Genomic DNA, 20,220 nt, shown 5'->3' with positions numbered 1-20,220 from the left:
TATCTGTTTTTAGTGTTTTACTCTTTCCCATCTAAAAGGCGACCAAGTCCACCTAATACACTACCTTCACCAGTACTTTGCGCTGCTGGGCTTGTAAGGCGTGCTGCTAAGCGGCTAAGTGTTAAGGACTGAATCCAAACAGTTCCAGGACCTTCTAACGTTGCGAAGAATAAACCTTCGCCGCCAAATAGAGCTGTTTTTACTTTTCCAACGAATTCAACATCATAGTTAACGTCTTTTGTCATTGCAACGAGACAACCTGTATCAATGCGAAGTTTCTCGCCAGGTTTTAATTCGCGCTTATATACTGTTCCGCCTGCGTGCATGAAAGCTAGTCCGTCACCTTCAAGTTTCTGCATGATGAAACCTTCACCACCGAAGAAACCAGTTCCAATTTTCTTTGTAAATTCGATTCCGATAGAAACACCTTTTGCTGCACAAAGAAATGCATCTTTTTGGCAGACTACTTTTCCTTGATATTCTGTTAAATCAACAGGAATAATTTTTCCAGGATAAGGAGCGGCGAATGATACGTGTCGTTTGCCATGACCTGTATTTGTAAATACAGTCATAAACATACTTTCACCTGTAACGAGACGTTTACCTGCGCCCATTAATTTACCGAATAGACCACTAGATGGTCCAGAACCATCACCGAAAATCGTTTCCATTTCTATATGATCTTCCATCATCATCATTGCGCCAGCCTCTGCGATAACGCTTTCTTCTGGATCCAACTCAATTTCAACAAACTGCATATCATCGCCATATAATTTATACTCGATTTCATGTGCTTGCATTTTTTCACCTCATCATATGTAGTAATTATATTGTACAGAAATCAAAGGAATTAGAATACTGTAGTTTTGTTAATTTTTGAATAAAAGTAGAATGGAAGTTTAAGGTTATACTAGAATTATAAAAAACGATGGGACGAAAGTGTTCTCATTTGACGTTTTTGATATAGCATGATATAGTGAAAACACTATTGAGCTACATAATGTGGTACGGAAATAAAGCACGTTGTATTAAAGGCTGTAAGCTTGTTATACATTCATGTCCTTTATATCCACCTTTTCATGTGGATTCATAGTTTCATTTTTATTTAGGAGGTACATGACATGCAAACAGGTAAAGTTAAATGGTTTAACGGCGAAAAAGGTTTTGGCTTCATCGAAGTTGAAGGCGGAGAAGACGTATTCGTACATTTCTCAGCTATTCAAGGCGACGGCTTCAAAACTTTAGAAGAAGGTCAAGAAGTTTCTTTCGAAATCGTTGATGGAAACCGCGGACCACAAGCAGCTAACGTTACAAAAAACTAATTAGCTAGCGAAAAAAAGCATTCCGAACTTCGGAATGCTTTTTTTATGCTTTAGAACCAGACTCATCTGAAGATAATTCACCTTTAAAGGTGCGCTCTTCAAAGTCATCAAGCAATTGTTCATATTCTTCATGTTCTTCTGTTGCGAAAACTTGTGGGTTTTTTCCATACATATCTGTTCCGATAAAGTTTTCGAAATCCTCTACATAACCAACATTTTCTTCACTATTTACGTACATTCCATTATAGTTTTTTGAATCCTGTCGTTCTAAATCGGATGGTGTTTCTGATGTTCCGTAATTTGCGACGTCTTGCCAAGCGTCTTCAGCATCGTATTCAACAGAATGATCTTCGTCGTGCTTGTGAAACGAAGGAGCTAGCACCTCTTCTTCAACTGGGCGCGTGTTCATATCTAATTTATTTGTAGTGTGCCGAATACACGTTGTAGCAGTTGGCATTGCTTCTAATCTTTCAAATGGAATTTCCTCACCAGACACTTCGCAAATTCCGTACGTACCAGCTTCAATTTTTTGCAGAGCATGTTTCGTATCTTCTAACTGTTTATGCCAAAATTCGATGAGTCCGAAATCTTTCTCACGTTCGTACAATTCTGTAGCCATATCACCTGGATGGTTGTCATAGCTAGACAATTCTCCTACTGAATCACGTTCAGATGCACGGTTTTCATTTTCATGAGTTTGTATTGTTTGTTCAACTTCTTGCTGTTGTTTTTCTAAAATAGATTTAAATTGATTTATTTGTTGTGGAGTTAACATAGTCGTCCACCTTCCTACAATTCAGTTTCTTTACATAGTATGAGCGTTGAGAGTAGGAATTATGAGATGAATTTCAGCTGGGAAGTTGGTATATGAAAAAAGGAGCTGCGTAAGCAGCTCCTTTCTATCCCGCTATTTGCCGGGCAGTAAAACTCCCACCTTAAAATTTGGCTGGAGCAAAGAAGTTAGGTGGGAGTCGGGCTGCCCGTAAACGCCCGATTAGTGCGGGCTAATAATCAGTGGGGATGAACAAAATCCCCACTGATTAAAGTTTCACTTTATAGGAAGTATCCAAGTAATAATCCGATTCCCATTAGGAGACCGAAAATTGTATTTGTTTTTGCTGTTGAAATCATCGCAGGTACCATTTCCATTGGAATGCTTTTGCCGATAAAGCCTTTCGTCGCTTTAAATGCTTTCGGTGCACTTAAGAATACGATAAGCATCCATGGTGATACGATGTTAACGATGATTAAAGCGATTGTCCAAATGTAGGAAACGATGAACATAGAAGCAAGTACACCAACTGCTCTTTCGCGTCCAACGAGAATCGCCAATGTTTTACGGCCATTTTCTTTATCACCATCTAAATCACGAATGTTGTTAGATAGTAAAATCGCACCAATTAAAATGGAGCTTGGGATAGATAGTAAAATCACTTCTGATGTTACTGCTCCTGTTTGGATAAAGAATGAAATACCGATAATAATGACACCCATAAATAATCCTGCTGTTAGCTCTCCAAATGGTGTGTACGCAATTGGAATGGGGCCACCAGTGTAAAGGTAAGCAACGGCCATACAAACAAGACCGATTGCGGCAAGCCACCAGCTAGAGTTCATACAAATATAAACACCTAATAGCGTTGCGATGCCTAAAAATCCGAATGCTAAGTTAAGCACGGTTTTTGGTTTAATGCCATCGCGGACGATAGCACCGCCAATTCCAACTGAACCTTCATGATCGAGTCCTCTTTTATAATCAAAGTATTCATTAAACATGTTCGTTGCTGCTTGAATGAGAAGGCAAGCAAGAAGCATCATAAAGAAAAGAGGAAGATGTATTTGATTTATACCTCCGACCTGCATTGCATAAGCTGTTCCGATGAAAACAGGAACGAAAGCTGCTGTTAATGTATGGGGACGTAATAAACTCCACCAAATGCGCCAGCCTGTTTGTTTACTTGGCTTTTGCGCTGTAGGAGAGGAATTCGTTGCGACGTTCATTTCCATGTTGAATCCTCCTTAGGTCACATATTGTACACAATTAAGTGTAGAAAAAGCATCATTTAGTGTCAACGTTTATTTTCTAGGAAGAGAAGGCGAATTTCTCAGAAATGCTAAACGTTGACAGGCCTTTCCTTTGAGGTGTATCTTAAAATCAAGCGTAATTATGACTATTTTTCGCCCATAGGGGGGAGACAATTGTGATTCAAACGAAACAAAAAGGCTTACAAGAAGTTCTTGTTACAGCTATTAAGCGTGCGACTGATGAAAAAACATTAGTTAGTTTTGTAAAACAAATAGATTGGGTGGATCCACTTCTGTTTTATGCAGCAGGAAAAAGGGTCTCATTCGAGAATAGATGTTATTTTGCAGACCCAGCTCAGCATGTAATATTTGCTGGAATTGGCTCTGTTTTCACTATAGCAAATTCTTCTCATAAACGCTTTCAAACTGCTCGTGACGAGTGGGATAAAGTAAAAGAGAAAGCATTCGTACAAAGAGAAGGATACGAATTTGGAACAGGTCCTCTTTTATTTGGTGGATTTTCATTTGACCAAGAAAAAGAAAAAACGGATCTTTGGAAAGAATTTGATGATACCACATTTTCACTACCAGCATTTTTATTAACGGTAAAAAATGAAAAAGCGTGGTTAACGATTAATCAGTTCGTTTCAGCTGAAGATTGTGCAGAAACTCTTTATAACGAAATTATTTCTGTAGAAGAGGGAATTTTACAAGAGAGTAAATGTGCACTAGAAGGATCAAAATTAACAGTTACTTCTAAAGTAGAAGTTGATCCGAGTGGCTGGATGAACGCGATTGGAAAAGTGCAAGATGAAATGAAGCAAGGGAACGTGCAGAAGGTTGTATTAGCAAGGGAGCTAAAAGTAACGATGGATCAGCATATTGATTCCGTTCTTGTTTTAGAAGCGCTTCGCATTGGGCAACCGGATTGTTACGTATTTTCTTTTGATTATAAAGGAGCATGCTTCTTAGGGGCGACACCTGAGCGATTGATTCGAAAAGAAGGCGAGAAGTTTACATCGATGTGCCTTGCTGGTTCAATTGGTCATGGCAATTCTATAGAAGAAAGTAAACAAAATGGTGAGACGCTTCTTCATGATGAAAAGAATTTGGCTGAACACGGTTATGTAGTTAACATGATTCGAGGTGTGTTAAGTGAGCATTGCGAATCTGTTAATATTCCGGAGAGCCCAGGCTTATTAACGACGAAAAATTTAATCCATTTATATACGCCAGTAGAAGCAAAAGGTGATGCAAGTCTTTTAACGATGGTAGAAGAATTACATCCAACACCAGCTCTTGGTGGTACACCTCGTCATGAGGCGTTGAAATTAATCCGTGATGTAGAGCTTTTAGATAGAGGATTATATGGCGCACCAATTGGCTTTATAGATGATGAAGGAAATGGTGAATTTGCGGTTGCACTTCGCTGCGGATTATTAAATGGCGAGAGGGCATCCTTATTTGCCGGCTGTGGTATCGTAATTGATTCAGTAGCTCAGCTTGAATATGAAGAAACAAGTTTGAAGTTTAGACCGATGCTTGGTGCTTTGGAGGAATTAATGAAATGAACAATCATATAGAAGCATTATCATATTATTTAGGCGCGTTCGTGGACGAACTGACGCGTTTAAATGTATGTGATGTTGTCATTAGTCCTGGTTCACGGTCAACGCCGATTGCCTTACTAATGGAACAACATGAAGGAATGAAAACATATTTACATGTAGACGAAAGATCAGCAGGATTCTTTGCGCTCGGTATTGCGAAAGTAAAAAAACGTCCTGTTGCGCTATTATGTACGTCAGGAACGGCAGCAGCGAACTATTATCCTGCTGTATGTGAAGCGTTTCATTCACGAGTGCCGCTTATCGTATTAACAGCGGATAGACCGCATGAATTAAGAGATGTGGGTGCACCACAGGCGATGAATCAATTTAATTTATACGGTACTTTTGTAAAGCAATTTACAGAGATGGCACTTCCTGAAGCGAGTGAAGCAATGTATCATTACGCTCGAATGACAACTCAGCGTACGATAGCAAGTGCCTGTTTAGCGCCGCAAGGACCTGTTCATCTTAATTTTCCAGTTCGCGAGCCGCTTATACCGGATTTCTCATTAGAAAGTTTATGGGATAAAGGGCGTGGTGAATATACAGGAGTAGTTCAGCAAGGGAACGTGACGATGCCGAGTGAATATGTAGATTCTCTTGTAGGGCGCCTTTCACATATGGAAAAGGGGCTTATTATTTGTGGAGACGGCAGTCATCCAGAAATCACAGAAGTTGTTATGAAAGTAGCTGAGAAAACAGGGTATCCAATTTTAGCAGATCCACTTTCTAACCTCCGTAGTGGTAATCATGATAAAACGATGGTTATAGATTGTTACGATACATTTTTACGAAATGAATTGTTAAAAGAAACGTGGAAGCCGAATGTTTTAATTCGTTTCGGCGGAATGCCTGTCTCTAAAGCATTAACGCAGTTCATCAAAAAACAAACGAAAGCTGTTCATATCGTTGTTGATGAATCTGGACAATGGAGAGATCCAGCTCTAGTTGCGACAGAAGTTGTACAAGCTAGTGACATTGAATTTTGCAGAGCATTATTAGAGAAAATGCCAGTTATGAAAAAGAATGATTGGTTTGGAATGTGGAAACATATAAACAAGAAAACGAGAGAAACACTTCGTGAAATGGAAACATATGAAACGGCATTTGAAGGAAAAGTAATTACGGATATTGTACGTGTATTACCAGAAGGGGCAACGTTATTTGCGAGTAATAGTATGCCAATTCGCGATACCGATTCATTTTTCTTCACATCGGATAAAAACATTCAAGTAATGGCGAACCGCGGTGTAAATGGTATTGATGGAATTATTTCAACAGCTTTAGGAGCGAGCGTTATTTGTGATCCGCTCGTATTAGTAATCGGTGATTTATCATTTTATCACGATTTAAACGGATTATTAGCTGCAAAATTACATGAATTAAATATAACGATTGTTGTTGTGAATAATGATGGTGGAGGTATTTTCTCATTCTTACCACAATATGAGAAAAAGGAACATTTCGAATCATTATTTGGGACACCAATTGGGCTTGATTATGAACATGTTGTCAAAATGTATGGTGGTTCATTTAGCCGTGTGAATGGATGGGAAAACTTCCGAGAAGAAGTACAAACTGGAACGAAAACGAATGGATTACACGTTGTGGAAATTTGTACGAATCGCGAAGAAAACCTGAAATTACATCGTGAATTATGGGCAAAAACAATGGACGTTATTACTACATTTTTGCAAGGTGAATCAAAATGAGAGTAACATTGCAAGGTGTATCGTATGAATATGAAGTAGCCGGAAGCGGGGAACCACTTCTACTTCTTCATGGTTTTACGGGAAGCATGGAAACATGGCGTTCTTTTATCCCTTCATGGAGCGCGCGGTTTCAAGTAATTGTAGTGGATCTTGTTGGGCACGGAAAGACAGAGAGGCCTGAAGATGTCACGCACTATGATATCCGAAATGCGGCGCTGCAAATGAAAGAACTACTAGATCATCTTCATATTGAAAAAGCACATATACTTGGTTATTCAATGGGCGGTAGACTGGCGATTACGATGGCATGCTTATATCCAGAGTATATACATTCTCTTTTATTAGAAAATTGTACAGCTGGGATTGAAAGTGAAGAGGCTAGAAAGGAACGTCGTGAAAAAGATGAGCGACTTGCCGATAAAATTGAGCGAGAAGGCACCCGAAGTTTTGTATCGATGTGGGAAAATATTTCGCTTTTTGAAACGCAAAAACGTTTAGCAAAAAACGTGCAAGAAGCGGTGCGAAAAGAACGACTTGCTAACAATCCAAAAGGACTTGCTAATAGTCTTCGCGGCATGGGAACAGGGGCTCAGCCTTCATGGTGGAAAGAATTGCACAACTTGCAAATGCCGGTTCTTTTAATGAATGGGGAATATGATGAAAAGTTCTTTCGCCTATTAAAAAACATAGAAAAATGCATCCCTCGCGCGAATTTTGTCAAAATTGATGGTGCTGGCCATGCAATTCATGTGGAACAACCGGAAAAGTTTGATACAATAGTAAAGGGATTTCTAAAAACTATGCAGTGATGCTTTTTTCAGCAAGAAGGAAGTTGCACTTATAGAGGAGATCAGAAATATAAAAGGAGGTAATAGTAATGACTATTGAATGGGTAAAAGAAGGCAATTACGAAGATATTATTTATTCAACATACAATGGCATCGCAAAGATTTCGATTAACCGCCCTGAAGTACATAATGCATTCCGTCCTAAAACGGTAATGGAGTTAATCAATGCTTTTGCGCACGCTCGTGATGATGCAAATGTTGGCGTTATCATTTTAACAGGTGAAGGTGGACGTGCATTCTGTTCTGGCGGCGATCAAAAAGTTCGCGGTCATGGTGGCTATGTAGGTGACGACCAAATCCCACGTTTAAACGTATTAGACTTACAACGTCTAATTCGCGCAATTCCTAAACCGGTTATCGCAATGGTAGCAGGTTATGCAATCGGTGGTGGACACGTACTTCATATCGTATGTGACTTAACAATCGCTGCAGACAACGCTGTATTCGGACAAACTGGTCCTAAAGTAGGAAGCTTTGACGGTGGATACGGAGCTGGTTATTTAGCTCGTATGGTAGGCCATAAGAAAGCTCGTGAAATTTGGTACCTATGCCGTCAATACAACGCACAAGAAGCGCTTGATATGGGCTTAGTAAACACAGTAGTACCATTAGAAGAACTTGAAGCAGAAACAGTGCAATGGTCACAAGAAATTTTAGCAAACAGCCCAATGGCACTTCGTTTCTTAAAAGCTGCATTCAACGCAGACACAGACGGTTTAGCTGGTATACAACAACTAGCTGGAGACGCAACGTTATTGTACTACACAACTGACGAAGCAAAAGAAGGCCGCGACGCGTTCAAAGAAAAACGTACTCCGGACTTCGGTCAATTCCCTCGTTTCCCGTGATCAAACCAAAAGCGGAAGCGGCTCGCTTAGAACAAGAGGGCGTTGGAACGCCTGACGTAGAGGCGCTTTTTGCCTCATAGGAAGGCGTGAAACGACCGACTGTTCTAGCCGCTGTAGCTAGATGAGATCAAAACCGGAAACAAAACAACTAAGAGACTTGATGTCACATCAAGTCTCTTTCTTTCATGAAAGGAGAATGAATAATGGAGACGATGCCGAATTGGTTAATGCAACGTGCATTTTTAACACCAGATCGCACTGCAATTGAAATAGAGGATGAAAAGGTTACTTTTATGCAGCTGCATGAAAAAGTAGTATCTGTTTGTGAACAACTTTCACATGTAGGAGTGAAGCGGGCGCAAAAGGTGGCTGTTCTGATGAAAAATGGTATGGAGATGATTACAGTTATTCACGCCTTATCTTACGTAGGTGCAGTAGCTGTGCTTTTAAATACGCGTCTTTCAAGAGAAGAGCTACTTTGGCAAATGGATGATGCTGAAGTTGTTTGTTTAGTGACGGATCAAGATTTTGGGGCTAAAGATGTTCCTGTATATTCATTTGCTGAAGTGATGAATGGACCGAAGGCGGAAGCATCTATTCAAGAAGAATTTTCTTTAGAAGAAGCGATGACAATTATTTATACGTCTGGGACGACAGGGAAGCCGAAAGGCGTTATTTTAACGTACGGTAATCATTGGGCAAGCGCAGTCGGTTCTTCGCTTAATTTAGGGCTTCGTGATGATGATTGCTGGTTAGCTTGTATGCCGATGTTCCACGTTGGCGGGCTATCTCTTTTAATGAAAAATATTATGTACGGTATGCGCATTTTACTCGTTCCGAAATATGATGCTAATTTTATTCATAAAGCACTTCAAACGAGAGGCGTTACGATTATTTCTGTCGTTTCTAAAATGTTAACAGATCTTTTAGAGCGACTTGGGGAAGGGACATATCCATCTTCTTTACGATGCATGTTACTAGGCGGAGGGCCAGCGCCGAAACCGTTATTAGAAACATGTGTAGAAAAAGGAATTCCTGTGTATCAAACGTACGGTATGACAGAAACGTCTTCGCAAATTTGTACGTTATCAGCAGATTACATGTTAACGAAGGTAGGATCAGCTGGAAAACCACTATTTCAATGTCAGCTTCGTATTGAAAAAGACGACGTAGTAATGCCGCCATATGCTGAAGGAGAAATTGTTGTAAAAGGACCGAACGTAACAGGTGGCTATTTTAATCGTGAAGATGCGACGCATGGGGCGATCAGAAATGGCTGGCTTCATACGGGTGACCTCGGTTATTTAGATGAAGAAGGATTTTTATACGTGTTAGATCGCCGCAGTGATTTAATTATTTCTGGCGGAGAAAATATATATCCAGCTCAAATTGAAGAAGTATTACTTTTTCATCCGGCGGTAGTGGAAGTGGGTGTTGTCGGTATGAAGGATGAAAGTTGGGGACAAGTGCCAGCTGCTTTTGTTGTAAAAAGCGGAGAGGTAACAGAAGAAGAAATTCTTCGTTTTTGCGAGGAGAAATTAGCGAAATATAAAGTGCCGAAGAAGGTATGTTTCTTAGAGGAATTACCACGAAATGCTTCAAAGAAATTGTTAAGACGAGAGTTAAGACAATTAGTGGAGGAGATGTAGGTGGAAATAAAAAAAGCGACATTTTATATAACGGAAATGCCACTCGTCATTCCGTTTGCCGCAAGCTACGGGACTTACGAAAAACGTGAAAGCATCGTCATTGAATTAGAAGATACGGATGGATACGTTGGTTTTGGTGAAGTCGTTGCATTTTCTGAACCGTGGTATACGGAAGAAACGGTGAAGACAGCGCTACATGTACTTCAGGATTTTTTAATACCTGATTTATTGAAAGCTGAAATTTCTCATCCGAATGAGGTACCTGATTTGTTCCAGCATATAAAGAGAAACCGAATGGCAAAGGCGGGAATTGAAGGAGCTGTTTGGGATTTATATGCGAAGCGTAAAAACAAATCTTTAGCGACATTACTTGGTGGAACTAGACCTGAAATTGAAGTCGGAGTTGTGATTGGGATCAATACGATTCCGGTTATGTTAAAACAAATCGAGAAGTACGCGGAAGAAGGATACGAGCGCTTTAAAGTGAAAATAAAGCCAGAACATGACTACGAGTTATTGAAAGAGATTCGTAAAGAGTTTCCGCACATCCCGTTAATGGCTGATGCAAATTCAGCGTACACGTTAGCTGATGTAGAGAAGTTAAAACGGTTAGATAAATTTCAATTGATGATGATTGAACAACCGTTAGCGGATTACGATTTTCTTGATCATGCACAGTTGCAAAAGAAAATTGAAACACCGATTTGTTTAGATGAAAGTATCCATAGTTTAGAAGATGCACGTGTTGCGATTACGCTTGGCAGTTGCCAAATCGTTAATATTAAACCAGGGCGAGTGGGCGGATTAACAGAATCGGTGCAAATCCATAATTATTGTATGGAGCATAACATAGCAGTTTGGTGCGGCGGTATGGTAGAGATGGGGATATCACGCGCACAAAATGTTGCCCTCGCTTCATTGCCGAACTTTACGATTCCTGGAGATATATCTGCTTCTAGTAGACATTGGGAAAAGGATATTATTTCGCCGGAAGTGATGCTTAAAGATGGGAAAGTGATTGTACCGCAAAGCATTGATGCTGAGTATGAAGTTGACCGCGGAAGATTGGAAGAAATAACGAAGCAGCGGATTGTGTTTGAAAGATGAAATAACAAAGGTTACTCTTATGAGTAGCCTTTTCTTATTGTACAAATTGGATAGACTAGTTTAAAATCGAGCGTATGAAAACGGAATGAAGTAGGGGGAGTAAAATGAAGCGCATTTCAATTTTAATAGCGGATGATGAGGCAGAAATTGCTGATTTAATTGAGATACATTTAGAAAAAGAAGGTTACCACGTCGTGAAAGCAGCCGATGGGGAAGAAGCGGTGCATATTATTAAAACGCAGCCGATTGACTTAGTGGTTTTAGATATTATGATGCCGAAAATGGATGGATATGAAGTGACGAGACAGATTCGTGCCAAATATCATATGCCGATTATTTTCTTAAGCGCGAAAACATCTGACTTCGATAAGGTGACAGGTCTTGTACTGGGTGCAGATGATTACATGACAAAGCCTTTCACGCCGATTGAATTAGTCGCGCGCGTAAATGCACAGCTGCGTAGGTTTCTTACGTTAAATCAGCCGAAAGTAGAAGAGAGTAAATCTGCTTTAGAGATTGGCGGAGTTGCTATTGATCCTGAGCGCCGAACGGTAAATGTATATGGAGAGCAAATTGAGTTAACACCGAAAGAGTTTGACATTTTATATTTATTAGCGAGTCATCCGAAGAAAGTGTACAATGTGGAAAATATTTTTCAGCAAGTATGGGCAGATGATTATTATGAAGGTGGAAATACAGTAATGGTACATATTCGTACACTGCGGAAAAAGCTTGGGGAAGATAAACGAAAGGATAAGTTGATAAAAACAGTATGGGGAGTAGGGTATACTTTCAATGGCTAAAAAGATGAGAAGTTTTCGTTCGAAGATGGTTATGCTATTTGCGTTAAGTATGATATTAGCTGGTGGGGTAACGTATTTGATGTATGAGGGATTACGGCTCTATTATAAATTAGCAGTTCGTTATGAGGATCCTTTAGCTCAATTTCGTTCAATGGTAAGACAAATTGGGGATATTAATTTCTTTTTAATTATATTTATCCCTCTATCCATTATGTTTTTCTTCTTCCTTACTAGACCATACTTAAAATATTTTGATGAGATTTCGAATGGGATTCATCATTTGGCGAACGGTGATTTTACAAATCAAGTTCGCGTTTCATCAAATGACGAGTTTGGATATATTGCTCGTGAAATAAATGTAGCGAGTGAGAAATTAAAAGAAGCAGTTGAACGAGGAGACTTTGCGGAAAGTAGTAAGGATCAGCTCATTGTTAACTTAGCTCATGATTTAAGAACACCATTAACTTCTGTTTTAGGTTATTTAGATTTAATTCTTAAAGATGAGAATTTGACGAAGGAACAAATTAAACATTTTTCCACAATTGCTTTTACGAAATCGGAAAGGCTTGAAAGCTTAATTGATGAATTATTTGAAATAACGAGAATGAATTATGGCATGTTGCAGCTGGAGAAAAGACCAATTGATATAAGTGAATTACTCATACAGTTAGAGGAAGAATTGTATCCGTCATTAGAAAAAAAGGATTTAGAAGCGAGATTGAATATTGCGCCCCACTTACATATTAATGGTGATGGGAAATTATTAGCTCGAGTCTTTGAAAATCTTTTAACGAATGCGATTCGTTACGGATATGATGGGAATTTTGTTGATATGAACGGATATATTGATCATGAAGAGGTAGTTGTACAAATTATTAATTACGGAGATAGCATTCCAGAAGAGGATTTACCATATTTATTTGATATGTTTTATACAGGTGATAAGGCAAGATCAGAGCAGCAAGGTAGTACAGGCCTTGGGTTATTTATTGCGAAAAATATTGTCGAGCAGCATAACGGTACCATTTCTGCTGAAAGTAATGTAATTAGAACGATATTTGAAGTGAGATTACCAAAAGAAGAGAATCAGGCGATTTAATAAAAATTTAAACTTTACCCCACTTTTTATTTTAATAGTTTTTTCTATTCTATACGTAAGTTACGTTAAGGAGGAACTAGAAATGAAAAAGTGGGTATTTATTTCTCTTTTTATATTATGTACAGTCTGTGTAGGCTTTTATATATCACCATTATTTCAAAAGGATATCGATGTTAAAATTGCAGAAAAAGATAATAAGGTAAAATCGGCGAATATTGAAAAGGTAGAGGTTACAAAAGAAGAGATTTATAAGGGAAATCTATTATTAGTTAATAAAGATTACCCAGTTAAAAAAGATAGCATTAGGTCCGACATTATAAATGTAAATCACAATAGTGAATTAGTAAGAGGATATGTTGTATTTGATAGAAATCTTCGCTTATCAAAGGATATTGTAAAAAAGTTTTTAAACGTTGTCGATGCAGCTGGCAAAGATGGAGTACAGCATTTCTTAATGAGTAGCGGTTACCGAGATTTTCAAGAACAAAGTAAATTATATAAAGAAATGGGATCCGATTATGCACTTCCAGCAGGATATAGTGAACATAATTTAGGGTTATCACTCGACGTTGGGTCTACTCAAAAGAAAATGGAGAAAGCTCCTGAAGGAAAATGGATTGAAGAGAACGTATGGAAGCACGGATTTGTTTTACGTTATCCGAAAAATAAAAGTGATATTACGGGCATTCAATATGAGCCGTGGCACATACGTTATGTCGGCTTACCACATAGCGCAATTATGCAAAAAAAGAAAATTACTTTAGAGGAATATTTGGACTTCTTAAAAGAGGAAAAAGAAATTTCGACTGATGTTGAAGGGAAGAAATACACGGTTTCTTATTATAAAGTTTCAGGTCGTATGAACGTAAATGTCCCAGTAAATAAGCAGTATGAAATTTCGGGGAATAATATGGATGGGGTTATTGTGACGGTTCAAGAATAGAGAAGAAAGCTATCTGAAGTAGATAGCTTTTTTAATTATTTGTTTTCAAACATTATAACGTTATATTTACTTTTCGTTTTTTTCGTGATACTCTAAATATGTGAAAGAGATATAAAAATGAAATTTTAATGTAAGCGTATTCTTGTGGCTTCTTATAGAAAAGGGTGGAAATACAATGACAGAACGATTCGTGCTACGTAATGTGAAACGTGTGAACGGGGAAGAGATTGACATTGTAATTGAAAATAATAAAATCGCTGAGGTGACGAAAGCTGGTGTTGGCGAAGGTGGAAAGGTTCTTGATTACTCAGGTACTTACGTATCGAGTGGCTGGATTGATTTGCACGTTCATGCTTTTCCAGAGTTTGATCCGTATGGCGATGAGGTGGATGAAATTGGCGTTAAGCAAGGGGTAACGACAATTGTTGATGCGGGTAGCTGCGGGGCTGATCGTATTGCAGATTTAGTATTAAGTAGAGAACAGGCAAAAACAAATTTATTTGCCTTTTTAAATATTTCTCGCATCGGTTTGAAACGAATTGATGAACTATCCAATATGGAATGGATAGATAAAGAGAAAGTAATAGAAGCAGTAGAAAAGTATAAAGATGTAATCGTTGGGTTAAAAGCGAGAATGAGTAAAAGTGTCGTGTGTGATAGCGGAATTGAACCGCTGCATGTAGCGCGCTCTTTATCTCGCGAAACATCATTACCGATTATGGTACATATCGGCTCAGCACCTCCTCGTATAGAGGAAGTTGTACCTCTTTTAGAAAAAGCTGATGTCATTACACATTATTTAAACGGGAAAGAAAATAATTTATTTGATGAAGAAGGAAAACCGCTACCTGTGTTATTAGATGCAGTGAAACGTGGTGTCCATTTAGATGTTGGGCATGGTAATGCTAGCTTTTCTTTTAAAGTAGCAGAAGCAGCGAAGCGTTACGGCATTGCTCTTAATACGATTAGTACAGATATTTACCGGAAGAATCGTATACATGGTCCAGTTTACAGTATGGCTAACGTTCTTTCTAAATTCCTTTACTTAGGTTATACACTCGAAGAAGTAATTGATGCGGTTACGAAAAATGCAGCGGATTGGTTAAAGAAACCAGAGCTTGGTCGCATTCAAGAAGGGGATATTGCCAACTTAACTTTGTTTACGGTTAAAGATGAGCCGATTACGTTAATTGATTCAGAAGGGGATCAGCGCATTGCTGAAAGAAGAATTGATACGAAAGGGGTTGTAATCAATGGGTCATTCATTGAATGCTAAGTACGGATTAAAAAGAGTTATTAATGCGAGTGGAAGAATGAGTATTTTAGGTGTATCCGCTCCTACAGATACGGTAATGGATGCGATGAAGCATGGTGGACAAAATTATGTGGAAATTGCGGATTTAGTAGATAAAGCGGGGGACCATATTGCGAGAATTCTAGATTCAGAAGCGGCAGTTGTTGTGAACTCAGCATCGAGTGGAATTGCGCTTTCTATCGCTGGTATCGTTACAGAAGGAAATCGCCGTAAAAGTGAAAGACTTCATCAAGAAGTAATCGCGAAAAACGAAGTGATTATGCTGAAAGGTCATAACGTTCAATACGGTGCTCCAGTTGAAACGATGATTTATTTAGGCGGCGGCAAACTAGTGGAAGTGGGTTACGCAAATGAAGGGAAAGCAGAACATATTGAAGATGCAATTGGTGAAAATACAGCAGCGATTCTTTATGTGAAATCCCATCATGCAGTGCAAAAAAATATGATTTCTGTTGAAGAAGCGTGGGAAGTAGCGCAGCGAAATAAGATCCCACTTATCGTCGATGCGGCAGCTGAAGAAGATATTCAAAAATATGTGAAGTATGCAGACCTTGCCATTTATAGCGGTTCAAAGGCAATTGAAGGACCTACTTCTGGTATTGTCGGTGGTAAACGAAAATATATTGAATGGCTGAAAGTGCAATTACATTGCATCGGAAGAAGTATGAAAGTTGGGAAAGAGACGACTTTCGGTTTACTTCAAGCGCTTGATGAATACGGAGTAAAAGAAGATAAGAGTGAACAAGAAAAAGACTTGTTACAAGTACTTATGCCGCTGAAAGAATTAAATGGTGTAAATGTAACAATCGTTCAAGATGAAGCAGGAAGAGCAATTTTTAGAGCGCGTATTCATATTAACGAGAAAGAATTAAATAAATCAGCAAAAGATGTTGTGACAGCATTACGCGAAGGGGAAATCGCAATTTACACACGTGATTACGGAGTAAGACAAGGCTTCTTTGATATCGATCCACGTCCACTTCAAGGTGATGATATACATGTTATTGAAGAAAAAATGAGAGAAATTGTAGGGGGAAACTAAAATGACAAACATTCAAAAACGTTTTTATAAGGGGCGCGTAGCATTAAATGTATTAGCGAACAATATCCGAAATGCGAAAGATATTTTTGAAGCAGCAGAAGGTTATGTAGTAGTCGGCGTTTTATCAAAAGATTATCCGACAGTAGAAGAAGCAGTAACTGCGATGAAAGCATACGGAAAAGAAATTGATGATGCTGTATCAATCGGACTAGGAGCAGGAGATAATCGCCAAGCAGCAGTTGTAGCTGAAATTGCGAAGCATTATCCTGGTAGTCACATTAACCAAGTGTTCCCTTCAGTTGGAGCAACGCGCGCAAATCTAGATGGAAAAGATAGCTGGATTAATAGTTTAGTATCGCCAACAGGAAAAGTAGGCTACGTAAATATTTCTACTGGTCCAATTAGTGCAGCTGGGGAAGAAAAAGCAATCGTTCCAATTAAAACAGCAATCGCACTTGTACGTGATATGGGCGGAAATTCATTAAAATACTTCCCGATGAAAGGCTTGGCTCATGAAGAAGAATATCGCGCAGTTGCGAAAGCATGTGCGGAAGAAGGATTTGCATTAGAGCCAACAGGTGGAATTGATAAAGAAAACTTTGAAACAATTGTACGTATTGCGTTAGAAGCAAACGTAGAGCAAGTTATCCCGCACGTATACTCTTCTATTATTGATAAAGAAACTGGCAATACGAAAGTAGAAGATGTACGCGAATTATTAGCAGTAGTGAAGAAGTTAGTTGATCAATATGCGTAAGAAAATTGCAGCGTTCGGTGAAGTAATGATGCGCCTGCAAGTGCCAGGATATGAATTGTTGTCGCAAGCTAACACACTAAATTACTCATTTTCTGGTACAGGTGTGAACGTTGCAGCAGCACTTTCTCATCTAGGGCACGAAGGATTTCTTATTTCAACTTTACCGGAAAACTCAGTTGGAGATGCTGCGGTAGCGCATATTCAAAAATTAGGCATTCAGGCACCGTTTATTTCAAGAGGCGGTAAATATGTCGGCATGTACTTTTTAGAAAATGGATTTGGAGCACGTGCAAGCCGAGTTACATATTCGAATCGACTAGAAAGTAGTTTCAATACGGCATCTGAAGAGATGTACCAATTTGAAGAAATCGCAAAAGAAATTGATATCGTTCATTTTTGCGGTATTACACTTGCGATGAATGATACTGTTCGCCATCATATGAAATCTTTAGCGAAAGCAATTAAAGAAAATGGAGGCACTGTCGTTTTTGATTGCAACTATCGTCCATCGCTTTGGGGAGAAGATGGATATGAACAGGCGAAGCCGCATTATGAAGAGATGCTTGGGCTAGCTGATATTGTAATGATGAATGAAAAAGATGCAATGTTTATTCTAGGAATGAAAACAGAAGGGACGGAGCGAAAGGCACAACTGATGGATCTCATTCCAAAGGTCGCTGAAACGTATCATATCACTACAATTGCTGGTACACATCGCTCTATTAATAGTGATAATACACACTCACTTCGCGGATTCATATGTAAAAATGGAGCGTTCACTTTTGCAAAAACACTTACGTTTTCTGTGTATGATAGAATAGGTGCTGGAGATGCTTATACGAGCGGAATTATTCATGGCGAGATAGAAGAGTTTGCACCAGAGAAAGCTGTTTCATTTGCGTCAGCAGCTGGAATGCTTGCACATACAATCGTCGGTGATACGCCAATGTCATCAGAGAAGGATATACTTCGGGCAATGACGGCATCAGTAGGTGATGTAGAAAGGTAGTGGGTGTAACAGTGAACGTAACGAGAAAAAAAGGACCATTATATTTACAAATAAAAAATATTATTCGCGATCGAATATTGCATGGTGTATATGCGATTCATACGAATATTCCTTCTGAACCACAATTAGAGGAAGAGTTCAAAGTGAGTAAAATTACAGTGCGAAACGCAATTAAAGAACTCGCTCAAGAAGGATATTTAGAAAAGAAAAGTGGTAAAGGAACGAAAGTCATTCGTAATACTTCTGCGACAAAACTTTCAAAAGGTAAAAAATTTACAGAAGTGTTAGTGGAAGAAGGCTATAAAGTACAAAAGAAATTGCTAAAGGCAGAAGTAGTTCATAATGAAGAAGGGACAGTGCCATTTCGTTTATTTGGAAAAGAGAGTTTCAGAATCGAGCGTCTATACTCTTTAAATGATGCCCCGTACATTCATTATACGCACTATTTTTCAGCGCGCATGGCAAGTACAGACTTATCGGACTTTGATTTACAATCGCTTTACGATCTAGTCGAGGAACAAGGTATACATTTAGAAAATTTCAGAGATGAATTTGCTGTTGGGGCTGCACCTAGTTTCGTTGCGGAAGCGTTAGGGGAAAAAGAAGAGACAGCATTATTAAAACGTATGCGTTATTCTTACGATGAATTAGGTGAAGTAATTGAATATAGTGAAGGCTACTACAATACGGAAATGCAGCATTATGTAGTTAATTATGATGTGTAAAAAGTGAAGAGGGACTAATTCTCTCTTTTTTTGTAAAAATTTTTCATATCGAAGGGGAATGGGATATGGATATATACTTATTAATCGTCACGTTAATTGCAATCGCAATTGTTATTTTAGGAGTATCGTGGTGGAAGTGGCATGCATTTATTAGTTTAACAGTTGCTAGTTTGTTTTTAGCTATTATGTCTGGATTGAACTTGACCAAAATTGTTACTGCCTATGAAACTGGTGTTGGAAGTGTACTAGGGCATTTAGTCGGTATTTTAGCTCTCGGTACGATTTTGGGTAAAATGATGTCTGATTCAGGGGCTGGCATGCAAGTAGCAGATTTCTTCATTCGATTCTTCGGGGTGAAAAAATTACCTTGGGCAATGTTATTTGCTGGATTTGTAATCGGGATTCCAGTGTTTTTTGAAGTAGGGATCGTCATCTTATTACCACTCGTTATTTCTATTCGAAAAACAACGAAGCAAAATATATTATTAATTGCTTTGCCTGTTATTGCGGGATTATCCATAGTACATGGGCTAGTGCCGCCGCATCCAGGTGCGATGACAGCAATCGGTATTTATAATGCGAATTTAGGGAAGGTACTATTGTATTCATTAATTATCGCGTTACCAACAGCAATTATCGCAGGACCGGTATTTGCAAAGTGGGTACATAAGCGAGTTATACCTGAAAATGAACCAGAACTTGTTCGTGTTACAACAGTATCTACCGATTTACCAAGTCGTAAAGCTTCATTTTTTATCATTTTATTACCAGTAGTCTTAATGATTTTATCAGTAGTCGCACCATATATTTCATTACCGGAAAAAATGACGGAATTTTCAATCTTTATCGGAAGCCCAGTGATTGCTTTACTTATTTCATGTTTCGCAGCGTTTTATTTATTAGGTATACGACAAGGTATTGATAAAAAGATGATTAAAAAATTAACAGATGAAAGTTTATTACCGGTCGGTTCAATTATTTTAATTATCGGTGCAGGTGGTGGATTTAAACAAATATTAATTGAAAGCGGTGTCGGAACAGCAATCGCTCAAATGGCAGAGCATATTTCATTATCACCAATTGTATTAGCTTTCATGGTAGCTGGATTAATTCGAATTGCAACAGGATCAGCTACAGTAGCATTAACGACAGCAGCAGGAATTGTATCACCAGTCATTCAGCATATGTCTGGCGTAAATCTAGAATTGCTCGTTATTGCAACAGGGGCAGGATCATTAATGTTTTCTCATGTAAATGATGCAGGATTTTGGCTTGTAAAAGAGTATTTAGGATTAACAGTGAAGGAAACGTTTAAAACGTGGACTGTACTTGAGACATTATTATCATTTATTGCATTCGGCTTTGCTCTTTTATTAAATATGTTTCTTTAGAAGATACCTTAACAG

At 38.6% G+C, this 20,220-nt stretch carries 19 protein-coding genes; 16 read left to right on the top strand and 3 right to left on the bottom strand.

The window, feature by feature from the left end; translation table 11 throughout:
- Positions 1-17 precede the first annotated feature (17 nt).
- The gene (locus tag ACFWDE_RS16505; protein WP_002067868.1) at positions 18-800 is read right to left on the bottom strand and encodes a TIGR00266 family protein; all 783 of its coding nucleotides are present in this window, start codon (positions 798-800) and stop codon (positions 18-20) included.
- Between the two features lie 321 nt (positions 801-1,121).
- Here ACFWDE_RS16505 and cspD point away from each other — a divergent pair, with 321 nt between their 5' ends.
- The gene (gene cspD / locus ACFWDE_RS16500; RefSeq protein WP_001193051.1) at positions 1,122-1,322 is read left to right on the top strand and encodes a cold-shock protein CspD; all 201 of its coding nucleotides are present in this window, start codon (positions 1,122-1,124) and stop codon (positions 1,320-1,322) included.
- Positions 1,323-1,365: 43 nt separating this feature from the next.
- On the opposite strand, the gene ACFWDE_RS16495 is transcribed toward cspD, so the two are convergent.
- Positions 1,366-2,097 carry a yteA family sporulation protein gene (locus ACFWDE_RS16495; protein ID WP_377893389.1) on the bottom strand — a complete coding sequence of 244 codons (732 nt, stop codon included), beginning with the start codon at positions 2,095-2,097 and terminating at the stop codon, positions 1,366-1,368.
- A gap of 278 nt (positions 2,098-2,375) precedes the next feature.
- Positions 2,376-3,329 (bottom strand): 1,4-dihydroxy-2-naphthoate polyprenyltransferase, encoded by a 954-nt coding sequence (locus ACFWDE_RS16490; protein ID WP_377893387.1) that lies wholly within the window; start codon positions 3,327-3,329, stop codon positions 2,376-2,378.
- A 194-nt stretch (positions 3,330-3,523) separates the two neighbouring features.
- On the opposite strand from ACFWDE_RS16490, the gene ACFWDE_RS16485 reads away from it, so the two are divergent.
- The 15 genes from ACFWDE_RS16485 to gntP all read left to right on the top strand — a co-directional run bounded on the left by ACFWDE_RS16485 (position 3,524) and on the right by gntP (position 20,205).
- Positions 3,524-4,918, top strand: a complete 1,395-nt coding sequence (locus ACFWDE_RS16485; protein ID WP_377893385.1) for an isochorismate synthase — start codon at positions 3,524-3,526, stop codon at positions 4,916-4,918.
- The gene (gene menD, locus ACFWDE_RS16480) at positions 4,915-6,669 is read left to right on the top strand and encodes a 2-succinyl-5-enolpyruvyl-6-hydroxy-3-cyclohexene-1-carboxylic-acid synthase (RefSeq protein ID WP_377893383.1); all 1,755 of its coding nucleotides are present in this window, start codon (positions 4,915-4,917) and stop codon (positions 6,667-6,669) included. Before ACFWDE_RS16485 ends, menD begins: the two co-directional genes overlap by 4 nt.
- The gene (gene menH, locus ACFWDE_RS16475; RefSeq protein ID WP_377893381.1) at positions 6,666-7,478 is read left to right on the top strand and encodes a 2-succinyl-6-hydroxy-2,4-cyclohexadiene-1-carboxylate synthase; all 813 of its coding nucleotides are present in this window, start codon (positions 6,666-6,668) and stop codon (positions 7,476-7,478) included. The genes menD and menH overlap by 4 nt, the downstream gene beginning before the upstream one ends.
- A gap of 68 nt (positions 7,479-7,546) precedes the next feature.
- Complete coding sequence (gene menB, locus ACFWDE_RS16470; RefSeq protein WP_377893379.1) at positions 7,547-8,365, top strand: 1,4-dihydroxy-2-naphthoyl-CoA synthase; 819 nt, start codon at positions 7,547-7,549, stop codon at positions 8,363-8,365.
- Positions 8,366-8,568: 203 nt separating this feature from the next.
- Complete coding sequence (locus tag ACFWDE_RS16465; RefSeq protein WP_377893377.1) at positions 8,569-10,014, top strand: o-succinylbenzoate--CoA ligase; 1,446 nt, start codon at positions 8,569-8,571, stop codon at positions 10,012-10,014.
- The gene (gene menC, locus ACFWDE_RS16460) at positions 10,015-11,121 is read left to right on the top strand and encodes an o-succinylbenzoate synthase (protein WP_377893374.1); all 1,107 of its coding nucleotides are present in this window, start codon (positions 10,015-10,017) and stop codon (positions 11,119-11,121) included. It begins immediately after the preceding gene.
- A gap of 104 nt (positions 11,122-11,225) precedes the next feature.
- Positions 11,226-11,924, top strand: a complete 699-nt coding sequence (locus ACFWDE_RS16455) for a response regulator transcription factor (protein WP_002145159.1) — start codon at positions 11,226-11,228, stop codon at positions 11,922-11,924.
- Positions 11,917-13,023, top strand: coding sequence for a HAMP domain-containing sensor histidine kinase (locus ACFWDE_RS16450; protein WP_377893372.1), 1,107 nt, complete (start codon positions 11,917-11,919; stop codon positions 13,021-13,023). Before ACFWDE_RS16455 ends, ACFWDE_RS16450 begins: the two co-directional genes overlap by 8 nt.
- A gap of 82 nt (positions 13,024-13,105) precedes the next feature.
- On the top strand, positions 13,106-13,966 hold the full coding sequence (locus tag ACFWDE_RS16445; RefSeq protein WP_377893370.1) for a M15 family metallopeptidase: 861 nt from the start codon (positions 13,106-13,108) through the stop codon (positions 13,964-13,966).
- 175 nt (positions 13,967-14,141) lie between these two features.
- Positions 14,142-15,242, top strand: a complete 1,101-nt coding sequence (locus tag ACFWDE_RS16440; RefSeq protein ID WP_377893369.1) for an amidohydrolase/deacetylase family metallohydrolase — start codon at positions 14,142-14,144, stop codon at positions 15,240-15,242.
- Positions 15,220-16,323 (top strand): DgaE family pyridoxal phosphate-dependent ammonia lyase, encoded by a 1,104-nt coding sequence (locus tag ACFWDE_RS16435; RefSeq protein WP_377893367.1) that lies wholly within the window; start codon positions 15,220-15,222, stop codon positions 16,321-16,323. The genes ACFWDE_RS16440 and ACFWDE_RS16435 overlap by 23 nt, the downstream gene beginning before the upstream one ends.
- A gap of 1 nt (position 16,324) precedes the next feature.
- Positions 16,325-17,080, top strand: coding sequence for a 2-dehydro-3-deoxy-phosphogluconate aldolase (gene dagF, locus ACFWDE_RS16430; protein WP_377893366.1), 756 nt, complete (start codon positions 16,325-16,327; stop codon positions 17,078-17,080).
- On the top strand, positions 17,073-18,089 hold the full coding sequence (locus tag ACFWDE_RS16425) for a sugar kinase (protein ID WP_377893365.1): 1,017 nt from the start codon (positions 17,073-17,075) through the stop codon (positions 18,087-18,089). Before dagF ends, ACFWDE_RS16425 begins: the two co-directional genes overlap by 8 nt.
- On the top strand, positions 18,089-18,814 hold the full coding sequence (locus ACFWDE_RS16420) for a GntR family transcriptional regulator (RefSeq protein ID WP_264539366.1): 726 nt from the start codon (positions 18,089-18,091) through the stop codon (positions 18,812-18,814). The genes ACFWDE_RS16425 and ACFWDE_RS16420 overlap by 1 nt, the downstream gene beginning before the upstream one ends.
- 65 nt (positions 18,815-18,879) lie before the next feature.
- A complete protein-coding gene (gntP, locus tag ACFWDE_RS16415; RefSeq protein WP_377893363.1) occupies positions 18,880-20,205 on the top strand; it encodes a gluconate permease GntP in 1,326 nt (441 codons plus the stop codon).
- The last annotated feature ends 15 nt before the right edge of the window (positions 20,206-20,220 follow it).

Source organism: Bacillus sp. NPDC060175 (assembly GCF_042728695.1).
Classification (GTDB): domain Bacteria; phylum Bacillota; class Bacilli; order Bacillales; family Bacillaceae_G; genus Bacillus_A.
This window is presented reverse-complemented; position numbering and strand designations above follow the sequence as displayed.